This is a genomic window from Streptomyces sp. NPDC107500, from assembly GCF_055582785.1.
Map to the genome: position 1 here is coordinate 374,137 of NZ_JBVJPF010000007.1, position 12,099 is coordinate 386,235.

Here is a 12,099-nt window from a genome sequence, read left to right on the forward strand (position 1 = left end):
GCGGGCCGCCACGACGCCGCGTGCCGGGTAGCGTCGGCGGCGAGCGAGCCGTTGGGGTGCATCCACCAGCGGTGACCGACCGGAATCGGGCATCGACGAGCGGTGGTGGTCATGGCAGTCGGGTGGGAGTGGGACGACACCCTCTTCGCGGGTACCGCCGCCCACTACCGGCGCGGACGGCTTCCCTACGCCCCCGGGCTGGTGGACCTGCTCGCCGAGGTGCTGTGCCTCGACGGGCAAGGCCGGCTGATCGATCTGGGGTGCGGGCCGGGGACGGTTGCCCTGAGTCTCGTGCCGCTGTTCTCCGAGGTCGTCGGCGTGGACCCGGATCCCGGAATGGTCGCCGAGGCCGAACGGGAGGCCGCGGCCCGGGGCGTGCGCGGGAGGGTGCGATGGGTGCGGGCCCGCGCCGAGGAACTCCCCCCGGGAATCGGTGACTTCACGGTCGCGACCCTGGCGCAGTCCTTCCACTGGATGGATCGTGAGCAGGTGGCCGCGAGCGTCAGGGGCATCCTCCGGCCGGGCGGCGCCCTGGTGCACATCTCGGATCTCAAGGGCGGGACGACGAGCGTTGCGGGGTTGCCGTACCCGGCGGTTCCGTACGCGGCGATCGGGGAGCTGGTCCGGCACTGGCTGGGGCCGGTCCGCCGGGCCGGGCGCGGGGTGCTGCCCGCGGGAACGCCGTCCGGTGAGGCGGCGGTGCTGGCCGGGGCGGGGTTCGCCGGCCCGTACCGTCATGTGGTGCTCGGCGGGCAGGCGTTGGTACGTACGGGGGACGACGTCGTCGCCGGGGTGTTCTCCATGTCGTTCTCGGCGCCGCACCTGTTCGGCGATCGCCTGGACGCCTTCGAGGCGGAGCTGCGCGGGCTGCTGCGGGAGGTCTCGCCCTCGGGCCGGTTCTCCGAGCGCCAACCGGGCACCGAGGTGTTCGTCTGGCCGCGCGACGCGACGTGACCACGGCCGAGGGCGGCCCCCGGCGCTCCCGCCGTCCGTTCCTCACCAACGTCCGCTCCCTCAGCCGGCCGGGGTGCACGCCTCGGCGATCGACAGGCTGTTCTCGTAGAGGTGGTGCCGGGTGATCCGGCCGTCCTCGACGGTCAGGCGCAGGGCGAACGGTCCCTCGAAGCTCCGTCCCGTCGCGCGTACCGTCCCCGACACGTGGCCCATCAGCACGGCGTCCGCGCCGTCGACGAGGAAGGTGTCGACCGAGGCCCGCGCGTCCTCGGGCACGGTGTGCTCCATCAACTCGGTGAACTGCGCCGCGCATTCCGCACCCGTGGAGCGGGGCCGGATCCAGGGGACGGCGGGGTTCTCGGCGAGCCGCCAGTCGACCTCGTCGGCGAACAGCTCGATCAGCCGCCCGGTGTCCCCCGCCACCCGCGCGGCCAGGAAGTCGCTCACGACGCTCCGGGTGGCCTCGGTGACCTGCTCCCCCGCGCCTGCGGTGTGCTCGACGGACATCGTGTTCTCCTCGCGGCGGTGTTCCGGTCCGGCGGGGGTTCCCGCCGACGTGTCCGATCCTGCCGGGCGGAACGGGGGGCGGTCGATTACCTCTCGGGTAACGGCACTGGGCCAGTCGGCCTATCGCGAGCGTTTCCCCCCGGGCCGCCGTTCGTTGGGGCGCACATGATCAAGAAACTCGTCTGTGTCTCCGTCCTGGCCGCCGCTGTCCTGGGGTCGGCCCCCGCCGCCGTGGCCGCCCCCGCGCCGGACCCGTCCGCCGGGGTGCCCGGTGCTCCGCTCCTGAGCGGTCTCCTCGGAACGCTGGAGGTGGGGCACCCCGCCACCTCACCGCGTTCGCTGCTGCCCGCGGGCATCCTCGGCGGGTGACGTTCCGGCCGGAAGGGCGGCGAATGCGCGCGTTCGCCGCCCTTCCGCCGCGATTGAGCGATTCGGCGTCGCGCTCCACCGGTCGATCCCGGCGGCGCCAGCCGTCGGCAGGGTTCCCGTAACCGTGCTCCGCCAGCCTCCAGGGAGTCATCCAACGCGGGAGGTTGCAGTGAAGCATGCGAGCAAGAGGCACGCCGGTGCCGTCGTGGCCGTGCTGAGCGGTCTGGCCCTGGCCCTGACGACGACCACCGCACACGCCGCACCCGCCGACCCCGACGCCATCGCCCACCGCGGCTCCTCCGGCATGGCACCCGAGAACACCGCCGCCGCCATCGACCTCGCCATCACCCAACGCGCCGACTTCGTCGAAATCGACGTCCAGCAAACCAAAGACGGCAAACTCGTCAACTTCCACGACTGCACCATGGAACGCACCACCAACATCGAAGACCTCTACCCCGACCGCCCCCGCTACCGCGTCTCCGACTTCACCTGGAACGAACTCCGCCGCCTCGACGCAGGCACCTGGTTCCACAAGAAATACACCGGCGAACCCCTCATCACCGTCGACGACGTCATCCGCCACATCGACCACACCCGCACCGGACTCCTCGCCGAAATCAGCCCCTGCGGCCACTACACCGACATCGCCACCGACCTCGCCGACCACCTCCACACCAAACCCGCCTACCTCCGCCGCGCCCTCGCCCGCCACCAACTCGCCGTCCAGTCCTTCCAGACCGACGACGCCCGCCAATTCCACACCCGCCTCCCCGACATACCCATCGGCATCCTCGACGCCGACCGCCCCACCGACACCGAACTCCAGCAACTCAGCGGGTGGGCCGACCAGATCAACCCCCAGCACACCGTCACCGACCAGACCCTCGTCGACCGCGTCCACCAACTCGGCATGGACATCAACGTCTGGACCGTCGACGAACCCGGCGCCATCCGCAAGATGACCGGACTCGGCGTCGACGGCATCATCACCGACTACCCCCAGACCCTCACCCAGCGCTGACCGGTGGGGTGCTGGGCAGGGCCGTGCCCCTCCGGGGAATCCGGTGACCCGAGCAACCCACGAAAGCGGCACACGACGATGTACGACCAGACACGCGCACAGCAGCCGTCGAACCAGCCCCCGCACCGCCCCGAGCACCACTCCACGGCACCGGACGCGCTCGTGCCGCCGGACGAGCGGGACGCGGTCCTGGCCCGCCTCCGCATGGCGATCAACAGCTTCGCGGACACTCCGCGCGAAGCGCTGCAAGAGGCGGAGGGTGCCTACGACGAGGCCGTCGCCCATCTCGCACAGGCGCTGGCGGAGCGGCGCCGGGTCCTGCACGAGAGCTGGCAGGACCGGGACCCCGGCTCGGCTGCGGAGGAACTCCGGGTCGCGCTGAGGCAGTACCGGGAGATCACCCAGCGACTGCTGCGCACGTAGCGGAACGGCGCGACGGTCAGACGAACTGCTGGAGGACGAGGAGCACGGCACCCGCGACCGCGAGTGCCGTGGCCGCCGCGCGGGTGCGCCGGACGTTCAGCCGCCGGGTCAGCGGCCCCGCGAGCAGTACGCCGGCCACGGCGGCGGGGGTGAGCAGGGCGGTGCCGCGCAGCGCGTGTGCGCCGACCGCGCCGGCCGCCGTCAGCGCGGCGAGGCTCATCAGGGAACCGGCGAGGAAGAACGCGCTCATCGTGGCGCGCAGTTCCGGTCCGCCGAGCCGCTGCCACACCATCGCCATGGGCGGCCCGCCGATCGAGGTCGCCGTGCCCATCAGGCCCGAGGCCATCCCGGCCAGGACCACCGAGGAGCGCCGCTGCCGCGGCACGTAGCCCGCCACGCTCACCGTGGCGCCGGCGAGGACCACCGCGGCGACGAGCAGGGCGAGGTGGCGGGCTGGGAGGGCCACCACGAGCAGGGCGCCGGCCAGGACGCCCGGCAGCCGGCCGGCCAGCGCCCAGCCGCAGCCGCGCAGGTCGGCCCGGCCGCGCTCGCGCACGAGCACCGCGGCGGTGACGCCGGTGGCGAGCAGCAGGACCGCCGTGGGGGCCAGCTCGGGGTCCACGAGGGAGAAGACCGGTGCGGCGATCATGCCGAGGCCGAAGCCGACGGAGACCTGGAGGAGGGCGCCGAGCCCCACCGTGACCGAGAGCAGGACGAACTCCGGGCCGGTCAGGCCCACGTCGTCGCCGCCTCCAGGGGGAAGTGGCACAGGGCCGTGTGGGGTTCGGCCCCGTCGGCCGTGTCCCGGGTCACGACGGGTGGGGCCCCGGTCGCGCACCGGTCCTCGGCCCGCCCGCACCGGGTACGGAAGCGGCAGCCGGAGGGGATGTCGAAGGGCGAGGGGATCTCGCCCCGGAGCTGGATCTCCCGGCGGCGGGCGTCGCGGCCGGGGTCGAGGGCGGGCGCCGCCGACATCAGCGCGGCCGTGTAGGGGTGCTGCGGGTTCTCGAAGACGTCGTCCGTGTCCCCGTGTTCGACGACCTTGCCCAGGTACATCACCGACACCCGGTCGGAGATGTAGCGCACCACGGAGAGGTCGTGGGAGATGAACACGTAGGTGACGCCGAGGCGGGTCCGCAGGTCGGAGAGTACGTTCAGGACCTGCGCCTGCACCGACAGGTCGAGCGCGGAGACGGGTTCGTCGCACACGATGAGGTCGGGGTCCAGGGCCAGCGCGCGTGCGATCCCGATGCGCTGGCGCTGTCCCCCGGAGAATTCGTTGGGGTAGCGGTGCGCGTCGCTCGCCCGCAGTCCGACCAGGGAGAGCAGTTCGCGGATCCGCCGCTCCCGGGCCTTGGCGTCCGGGAGCACGTCCCGGTGGGTGCGCCAGGGTTCGCCGATCAGGTCGGCCGCCGACATGCGCGCGTTGAGCGAGGCGAACGGGTCCTGGAAGACCATCTGCACCCGGCGCCGCCAGGCCAGCAGTTCCCTGCCGCGCAGGGCGAAGGGATCGGTGCCGTCGAACCGGACGGTGCCCGCGTCCGGGCGCTCCAGTCCGAGCAGCACCCTGGCCAGGGTGGACTTGCCGCACCCCGACTCGCCGACGAGTCCGAGGGTCTGGCCCCGGCCGATCCGTACGTCCACCCCGTCCAGTGCGGTCAGCCGGCGCCGTCCGCCGCCGAAGGTCTTGGTGACCCCTCGTACCTCCAGCAGCGGCGCGGCCTCCTGCGGGACGGGCCCGGGCGTGGCGGTGGTGGCGCGGGAGTCAGGCACGGTCGAGCTCCTCGGAGAAGTGGCAGGCGGCCGCACGGCCGTCGCCGGACGGGCGCAGGGACGGCCGCTCCCGGACGCAGCGCTCCCGTACCAGCGGGCAGCGGGCCTGGAAGACGCAGCCGGAGGGCACCGCGCTCAGTTCGGGCGGGCTGCCGGGGACGGCGGGCAGCGGGCGTCCGCGCACGCTGTCCTCGGGCACCGAGTCGAGCAGGCCCCGCGTGTAGGGGTGGCGGGGTGCGGCGAAGACGTCGCGCACGGGTCCGTTCTCCACGACCGTGCCCGCGTACATCACGACCACGTCGTCGGCGCGCTGGGCGACCACGGCGAGGTCGTGGGTGATCAGGACGACGGCCATGTCCCGTTCGTCCTGGAGGTCGCGCAGCAGCCGCATGATCTGGGCCTGCACGGTCACGTCGAGGGCCGTGGTGGGTTCGTCGGCGATGAGCACGTCGGGCGCGAGGGCGACGGCCATCGCGATGAGCAGCCGCTGCCGCATGCCGCCGGAGAACTGGTGGGGGTAGGACCGGGCCCGCTCCCTCGGTTCGGGGATGCCCACCCGGGTCATCAGCTCGATCGCCTTCTCCCGCGCCTGGCGGCGGGAGAGCTTCTGATGGATGCGGAAGGGTTCGCCGATCTGACGGCCCACGGGCTGCACCGGGTTGAGGGCGGTGAGGGCGTCCTGGAAGACGATGGAGAGGACGGGGCCGGCCAGCCTGCGGCGTTCCGCGGGGCTCATGCGGAGCGTGTCGTCGCCCCGGACGCGTACGGCTCCGCCGGTCACCTCCGCCGCCGGGTCCAGCAGTCCGACGACGGAGAGGGCGGTCATGGACTTGCCGCAGCCGGACTCGCCCAGCAGGGCCAGGGTGCGGCCGCGGTGGACGCTGAAGCTGACGCCGTCGACGGCTCGTACGGTCCCCGTGGGTGTGGTCAGGTCCACGCACAGGCCCTCGACGTCGAGGGCGGGGGTGCGGGTGCCGGTCGGTGCGGCACTGGCGGTGGTCGTCACGGGATCATCTCCGGCGGTACGGGGGCCTGGACGGGGCGGCGCTTCCTGGGGAGCGTCAGCCGCCAGCGCTGGGCCGGGTCGGTGGCGATGCGGGCCCAGGCGGCGAGCACCGTCGCGGAGACGGTCGTCAGGACGATGGCGAGGCCGGGCAGCACGGTGATCCACCAGGCGGTCTGGAGGTACTGCCGGCCCTGGGCCACCATGAGGCCCCAACTGACGTCCGGGGGCTGGATTCCGATGCCGAGGAAACTCAGCGACGACTCGGTGAGCATCACGAAGCAGAAGTCGAGGGTGGCCACGGTCAGCAGCGTGGGCAGGGCGATCGGCAGGACGTGCCGGTAGATGATCAGGTGGCTGGGGGTGCCGAAGGTCCGGGCGGCGTCGACGAACAGCCGGCTGCGCAGTTCCGCCGCCTCCGCCCGCGCGGTGCGCAGGTACACCGGGATGCGGGTCACGACCAGGATCAGCACGAGGTTGAGCGCGCTGGGCGAGAAGACGTACAGCACCACCACCGCGATCAGCAGGGAGGGGAAGCTGAGGATCACGTCGGCGACCCGCATGGCGACGCTCTCGCGGCGGCCTCCGTGGTATCCGGCCCACAGGCCGAGGGCGGAGCCGATCGCGAGGGAGCACACGACGGCGGGGACGGCGACGGACAGGGTGGTCGCCGCGGCCTCGATCAGCCGGGCCACCATGCTGCGGCCGAGGACGTCGGTGCCGAGCAGCCCGTACACGCCGTCGCTCAGGGACGGTGGCCGCAGTGAGGCGTCGAGGTCCTGGCGTTGGGCGCGGTCGCCGATGAACAGCCGGCCGAAGAGGGCCACGATGGCGACCAGGGTGAGGACGACGGCGCCGACGGCCGCGGCCCGGTCCCGGCCCAGCATCCGCCAGCGGCTGGGCCGGTGGTCGCGGGCCGAGGGGCTCTCGTCCGTGCCGGCGGCGGCGTCGGTCTCTGCCTGGGTCATGGTGCTTCCTTCGCTCACGCCGGCACCGCCTGACGCACTCGGGGGTCGGTCAGCGCGTGGCAGACGTCGACGAGGATGTTCAGCGCGAAGATCGTCACGGCGGTCATCAGCACGGCCGCCTGGAGGACCGCGAAGTCGCGCTGGAGGATGGAGTCGATCATGAGCTTGCCGATTCCGGGCCAGCCGAAGATCGTCTCGACGATGACGGCCCCGTTGACCAGGCCCACCGCCAGGTCGCCGGCCACGGTCAGTACGGGCGTCACGGCGTTGCGCAGGGCGTGGCCGAAGACGACGCGCCGGGGCGTGGCTCCCTTGCTCCGGGCGATCTTGACATAGGGCGCGGACAGCGCGGTGACCATGCTGCCGCGGACCACCTGGACCAGGACGCCGAAGGGGCGGATGAGCAGCGTCACGATGGGCAGCACCCAGATCTCGGGGCCGCCGAGCGTGCCGGAGGTCGGGAGCAGGCCGAGGCTCACGCCGAAGACCAGGACGCCCATGACGGCGAACCAGAAGTCGGGGATGCTGGCGGCCGTCATGGAGAGCAGGCTGGCGACCCGGTCGATCAGGGAGTTGGGGCGGTAGGCCGCGAGGCTGCCGACCAGGACGGCTCCGGTGAGGGCCAGCAGCATGGTGACACCGGCGAGTTGCAGGGTGACGGGGAAGGCGTCGAGGACCATCGAGCCGGCCGGCTGCCCCGTCCGCAGGGAGGTGCCGAAGTCGAAGTGGGCTGCGTCGACGAGGTAGTTCCACAGTTGCGTGGGGATGGACAGGTCGAAGCCCTGCGCGGCGGAGAACTCCGCGCGCTGCTCGGGGGTGGCGCTCAGGGGGAGGTAGAGGTCGACGGGGTTGCCGGTCATCCGGGCCAGGAAGAACACGCCGAGGACGACGCAGACCAGGGGGACGGCGCTGGAGAGGACGCGTTTGCGCAGGAACGGGATCATGTCAGTGCTTCGCCCCCTCGGCCGGGCGGACCTCGGCCAGCCGCAGTTCGTCTCCGGTGGCGGAGTCGGGTCGGTAGCGGATCGACCGGGACAGGCCGAGCAGGCCGCTCATGTGGGCGAGATGGGCGTACTGGACGACGCTCTCGTTCTGCTCGGCGAGCAGGTCGGCGAAGGCCTTCTGCCGTGCGGCGCCGGACAGGGCGCCGGCGTCGGCGACGCGTTCGTCCAGCGCCTCGGTGCCGAACGTGGACTGGGGGCCGTCGCCGAGCAGGTACTGGCTGGTGGTGAAGCCCGCGTCACCCGCCTGGTTGCCGTGCATGATCAGCAGGGCGATGGGGCCGACGTCCTCGGGCAGCGGGCGGAGCTGGTACTGGAGGTGGGTTGCGGTGTCGGCCATGCGCACCTTCACGTTCAGCCCGATCTGCTGCATCTGGTACTGGAGGGCCTCGGCCGTCTCCGACACCCCTGAGAACATGCCGTTGCGGGCGACCAGGGTGATCCGGCGGTCGGTGGGCACTCCGTCGGCCGCCGCCTCGCGGACCAGGGCGCGGGCCCGGGTGACGTTCTGCCGGGTCGGTTCGATCGCGTCGTTGTGACCCACCACGCCGGGCGGCACGAGTTGGCCGGCCGGTTCGGCGAGTGAGCCGAGGAGCGCGTCGACGATGCCCTCGCGGTCCACGGCCAGGTCGATCGCCCGGCGCACCCGGATGTCGTCGAGCGGGGCCTCGCGGCCGTCCAGCCGCAGCGCGGTCGTCTCGTTGTTGGGATAGGCGGCCGTCGTGTCCTTCTCCGCCTCCATCGGGTCGAGTGCCACGGCGATCTCCGCCTCGCCCTTGTCGATCATGGCGGCGCGGACACTGGCGTCGCTGCGCCAGACGTAGCGGGCCCGTGCGAAGGCGGGGGCCTCGCCCCAGTAGCGGTCGTTGCGGTCGAGGGAGATGGCCGCCCCGGGCTTCCAGGACGCCACCGTGTAGGGGCCGGTGCCGACCGGGACGCGGACCTTGGCCTTCGGGTCGGTCGTGCGGGGCACCACCTCCACGAAGCTGAGGCGCAGCGGCAGGATGGGGTCCGGCCGTTCGGTGGTGACGGTCAGTCTGCCGTCGTCCACCGCCTCCACTTCGAGGTCGTCGTCGCCGAAGACGTAGCCCTCGACGTTGCAGGCGAGGTCGGAGTTGACCGCCCGGTCGATGGAGAAGGCGGCGTCCTCGGCGGTGAAGGGCGCGCCGTTCTGGAAGGTCACCCCGGAGCGGATGCCGAAGGTCCAGGTGCGGGGGGCGGTCTGCTTCCAGCCGGTCGCCAGCAGGGGGTTCAGGTCACCGGAGGTGGGATCCCGTTCCACCAGCGGTTCGGTGATGTTGGACCGGACCACCACGCCGGTGCCGGTCAGTGATGCCTCGCAGGGTTCCAGGGTCGGCGGTTCCTGGGTGAGCACCACCCGCAGGGTGCGGCCGTCGGCGCGGCCGGTGTCGCCGCCCGCGCTGCCTGCCACTGCGCACCCGCTGGACAGGAGCACGACGCCCGCCAGCAGCATCGCGCTCTTCGTGCGGGGCCGCCGCGGTGCGGGGCTCCGGGTGGATGAAACGGAGGACTTCATCGTCGCGTGTCTCCGGGGAAGTGCTGATGTGTCACGTTCCGAACTCGGGGGTGTGGGGCGGACCTCCACGACTGTCTACACTTGCGTACTCGGTCTGCATCTGTGAACGCGAAGCTAAACCGGTGCCGAGGCAGCGTCAAGACATGCGGAGGATCGGACATTCTCCGAGCGGCCCGCGTCCCGGCACCCCACCCGACGGGAGCGTCCCTTGCCGAATTCCCCCACCCACCCCAGCGCCCCGGACACCGTCCTCCAGGTGTCCCCGCTGCTCCCCGCCCTGGAGAGTGCGCTCGGCGAGCGGTTCCGCACGGTCCGCCTCTTCGAACTCCCGGACCCCGGCGCGTACTTGCGCGCGCACGGCGGCGAGGTGGCGGCCGCGGTGACGAGCTCGCGGACCGGGGTGGGCAACGCGCTGATGGACGCGTTGCCGCGCCTCGGGGCCATCGTCCACTTCGGCGTCGGCCACGAGACCACCGACGTGGTGCGCGCCCGCGCCCGGGGCATCGACGTGAGCAACACCCCGGACGTGCTCACCGACTGCGTGGCGGACCTCGCCGTCGGTGCGCTGATCGACGTCGTGCGGCGCCTGTCGGCGGCCGACCGGTACGTCCGCGCGGGGGCCTGGACGGCAGCGCCCTTCCCACTGGCGGACCGGGTGAGCGGGAAGCGGGTCGGCATCCTGGGTCTCGGCCGGATCGGCCGGGCAGTCGCCCGCCGGCTGGAGGGCTTCGGCGCGGACCTCGCGTACTGCACGCGCACGCCGGTGCCCGGCGTCACCCACCGCCATCTGCCCAGCGCCGAGGCGCTGGCCGAGGCGTGCGACGCGCTCGTCGTCACCGTCGCCGGGGGCCGGGGCACCCGGGGCCTGGTCTCGGCGAAGGTCCTGGACGCGCTCGGGCCCGCGGGGTACCTGGTCAACGTCGCCCGGGGCAGCGTGGTCGACGAACCGGCGCTCGTGGCGGCGGTGACGGAGGGCCGGATCGCGGGGGCCGCGCTGGACGTCTTCGCCGACGAGCCCCACGTGCCGGCGGCGCTGCTGGCGTCGGACCGGGTGGTGCTGCTCCCCCACATCGCCAGCGCCACCCACGAGACCCGGGCGGCCATGGGCGACCTGGCGCTGCGCAACCTCCAGCGGTTCATGACCGAGGGCACCCTCCTGACACCGGTCCCGGACCGGCCGGCCCATTGACAGGGCCGTGCGGCCGTGCCTACAACTAGTTGTCCACACATGCGAACGACGACTACATATGAGGATGGTATGCGGGCAGGCACCTCCGAACGCATCGTCGACGTCACCGTGACCCCCGTGGCCTTCCGCGACCCTCCCCTGCTCAACTCGGTGGGTGTGCACGAGCCCTACGCCCTGCGCACCGTCGTGGAGATCACCACGGAGAGCGGCGTCAGCGGCGTCGGGGAGACCTACGGCGGCACCCTGCACCTGGAACGGCTCCGCCGCACCGCCGGTGAACTGGGCGGCATGGAGGTCTGGAGCCTCAACGACCTGATCGCCCGCACCACCCGGGCGCTGGGCACCGACACCGCGGGCGGCGACGGCATGGCCGGGATGGTCACCGGCAGCAGCGCCGTGGACCGGGTCGTGTCGCCCTTCGACGTCGCGTGCCTGGACATCCAGGGCAAGCTCGCGGGCCGGCCGGTCAGCGACCTGCTGGGCGGCGCCGTACGCCCGGCGGTCCCCTACAGCGCGTACCTCTTCTACAAGTGGGCCGGACACCCCGGCCAGGAGGACGACGAGTGGGGCGCGGCGCTCGATCCGGCGGGCCTGGTCGAGCAGGCCCGCCGGATGATCGACACCTACGGCTTCTCCTCCATCAAGCTCAAGGGCGGAGTCTTCCCGCCGGACGAGGAGATCGAGGCGGTCAGGGCGCTGCGCGCCGCCTTCCCGGACCATCCGCTGCGCCTCGACCCCAACGCCGTGTGGAGCCCGGAGACCTCGCTGCGCGTCGCCCGCGAACTGGACGGCGTACTGGAGTACCTGGAGGACCCGACGGCCGGGATCGACGGCATGGGGTCGGTGGCGGCACGCACGGACACGCCGCTGGCGACCAACATGTGTGTGGTCTCCTTCGACGACCTGGCGCCGGCCGTGGCCCGGGACGCGGTGGGCATCGTGCTCTGCGACCACCACTTCTGGGGCGGCCTGCGGCGCTGCGGCCGGCTCTCCGCGATCTGCGACGCCTTCGGGCTCGGACTGTCCATGCACTCCAACTCGCACCTCGGCATCAGCCTCGCCGCGATGACCCACCTCGCGGCGGCCACACCGCGGCTCACCTACGCGTGCGACACCCACTGGCCGTGGAAACGCCCCGACGAGGACGTGGTCGACCCGACGCCGCTGCGGTTCGCCGAGGGCTCCCTCGCGGTGCCCACGGGCCCCGGCCTGGGCGTGGAGCTGGACCGGGACGCGCTCGCCCGGCTGCACCGCCAGTACCTCGACTGCGGACTGCGCGACCGGGACGACACCGGATACATGCGCCGCGTCGACCCGTCCTCCTCGACCAAGAACCCCAGGTGGTGACCGC

Annotated in this window: 13 protein-coding genes; 6 read left to right on the forward strand and 7 right to left on the reverse strand. The window is 72.7% G+C overall.

Annotated features, from left to right (window positions below):
• The first annotated feature begins 111 nt into the window (after positions 1-111).
• Entirely contained in the window at positions 112-954 is an 843-nt protein-coding gene (locus tag ACZ67M_RS28165; RefSeq protein ID WP_392236375.1) for a class I SAM-dependent methyltransferase, read from the forward strand.
• A 60-nt stretch (positions 955-1,014) separates the two neighbouring features.
• On the opposite strand, the gene ACZ67M_RS28170 is transcribed toward ACZ67M_RS28165, so the two are convergent.
• Positions 1,015-1,461, reverse strand: a complete 447-nt coding sequence (locus tag ACZ67M_RS28170) for a nuclear transport factor 2 family protein (protein ID WP_361368284.1) — start codon at positions 1,459-1,461, stop codon at positions 1,015-1,017.
• 165 nt (positions 1,462-1,626) lie between these two features.
• On the opposite strand from ACZ67M_RS28170, the gene ACZ67M_RS28175 reads away from it, so the two are divergent.
• The 3 genes from ACZ67M_RS28175 to ACZ67M_RS28185 all read left to right on the forward strand — a co-directional run bounded on the left by ACZ67M_RS28175 (position 1,627) and on the right by ACZ67M_RS28185 (position 3,277).
• On the forward strand, positions 1,627-1,830 hold the full coding sequence (locus tag ACZ67M_RS28175; protein WP_385803736.1) for a hypothetical protein: 204 nt from the start codon (positions 1,627-1,629) through the stop codon (positions 1,828-1,830).
• Between the two features lie 169 nt (positions 1,831-1,999).
• The gene (locus tag ACZ67M_RS28180; protein ID WP_469853389.1) at positions 2,000-2,854 is read left to right on the forward strand and encodes a glycerophosphodiester phosphodiesterase; all 855 of its coding nucleotides are present in this window, start codon (positions 2,000-2,002) and stop codon (positions 2,852-2,854) included.
• 78 nt (positions 2,855-2,932) lie between these two features.
• Positions 2,933-3,277 carry a hypothetical protein gene (locus ACZ67M_RS28185; RefSeq protein WP_392014508.1) on the forward strand — a complete coding sequence of 115 codons (345 nt, stop codon included), beginning with the start codon at positions 2,933-2,935 and terminating at the stop codon, positions 3,275-3,277.
• Positions 3,278-3,293: 16 nt separating this feature from the next.
• Here ACZ67M_RS28185 and ACZ67M_RS28190 read toward each other — a convergent pair whose 3' ends face one another.
• From ACZ67M_RS28190 to ACZ67M_RS28215, 6 genes are read right to left on the reverse strand one after another with little or no spacing between them, the layout of a single operon-like run.
• Entirely contained in the window at positions 3,294-4,016 is a 723-nt protein-coding gene (locus ACZ67M_RS28190; RefSeq protein ID WP_469853390.1) for a sulfite exporter TauE/SafE family protein, read from the reverse strand.
• Entirely contained in the window at positions 4,007-5,050 is a 1,044-nt protein-coding gene (locus ACZ67M_RS28195; RefSeq protein WP_392236369.1) for an ABC transporter ATP-binding protein, read from the reverse strand. The genes ACZ67M_RS28190 and ACZ67M_RS28195 overlap by 10 nt, the downstream gene beginning before the upstream one ends.
• Positions 5,043-6,056, reverse strand: a complete 1,014-nt coding sequence (locus tag ACZ67M_RS28200; protein ID WP_385803393.1) for an ABC transporter ATP-binding protein — start codon at positions 6,054-6,056, stop codon at positions 5,043-5,045. Before ACZ67M_RS28200 ends, ACZ67M_RS28195 begins: the two co-directional genes overlap by 8 nt.
• The gene (locus ACZ67M_RS28205) at positions 6,053-7,021 is read right to left on the reverse strand and encodes an ABC transporter permease (RefSeq protein WP_469853392.1); all 969 of its coding nucleotides are present in this window, start codon (positions 7,019-7,021) and stop codon (positions 6,053-6,055) included. The genes ACZ67M_RS28200 and ACZ67M_RS28205 overlap by 4 nt, the downstream gene beginning before the upstream one ends.
• 14 nt (positions 7,022-7,035) lie before the next feature.
• Positions 7,036-7,965, reverse strand: a complete 930-nt coding sequence (locus ACZ67M_RS28210) for an ABC transporter permease (RefSeq protein WP_469853393.1) — start codon at positions 7,963-7,965, stop codon at positions 7,036-7,038.
• A 1-nt stretch (position 7,966) separates the two neighbouring features.
• The gene (locus ACZ67M_RS28215; protein ID WP_469853395.1) at positions 7,967-9,496 is read right to left on the reverse strand and encodes an ABC transporter substrate-binding protein; all 1,530 of its coding nucleotides are present in this window, start codon (positions 9,494-9,496) and stop codon (positions 7,967-7,969) included.
• A 271-nt stretch (positions 9,497-9,767) separates the two neighbouring features.
• On the opposite strand from ACZ67M_RS28215, the gene ACZ67M_RS28220 reads away from it, so the two are divergent.
• The gene (locus tag ACZ67M_RS28220; RefSeq protein WP_469853397.1) at positions 9,768-10,748 is read left to right on the forward strand and encodes a 2-hydroxyacid dehydrogenase; all 981 of its coding nucleotides are present in this window, start codon (positions 9,768-9,770) and stop codon (positions 10,746-10,748) included.
• A 69-nt stretch (positions 10,749-10,817) separates the two neighbouring features.
• Positions 10,818-12,095 (forward strand): glucarate dehydratase family protein, encoded by a 1,278-nt coding sequence (locus ACZ67M_RS28225; RefSeq protein ID WP_469853399.1) that lies wholly within the window; start codon positions 10,818-10,820, stop codon positions 12,093-12,095.
• Positions 12,096-12,099: the final 4 nt, after the last annotated feature.

Coding starts and splice junctions, on each gene's coding strand:
- ACZ67M_RS28165 (WP_392236375.1), top strand. CDS start 112: ATGGCAGTCGGGTGGGAGTGGGACGACACCCTCTTCGCGGGTACCGCC.
- ACZ67M_RS28170 (WP_361368284.1), bottom strand. CDS start 1,461: ATGTCCGTCGAGCACACCGCAGGCGCGGGGGAGCAGGTCACCGAGGCC.
- ACZ67M_RS28175 (WP_385803736.1), top strand. CDS start 1,627: ATGATCAAGAAACTCGTCTGTGTCTCCGTCCTGGCCGCCGCTGTCCTG.
- ACZ67M_RS28185 (WP_392014508.1), top strand. CDS start 2,933: ATGTACGACCAGACACGCGCACAGCAGCCGTCGAACCAGCCCCCGCAC.
- ACZ67M_RS28205 (WP_469853392.1), bottom strand. CDS start 7,021: ATGACCCAGGCAGAGACCGACGCCGCCGCCGGCACGGACGAGAGCCCC.
- ACZ67M_RS28210 (WP_469853393.1), bottom strand. CDS start 7,965: ATGATCCCGTTCCTGCGCAAACGCGTCCTCTCCAGCGCCGTCCCCCTG.
- ACZ67M_RS28215 (WP_469853395.1), bottom strand. CDS start 9,496: ATGCTGCTGGCGGGCGTCGTGCTCCTGTCCAGCGGGTGCGCAGTGGCA.
- ACZ67M_RS28225 (WP_469853399.1), top strand. CDS start 10,818: ATGCGGGCAGGCACCTCCGAACGCATCGTCGACGTCACCGTGACCCCC.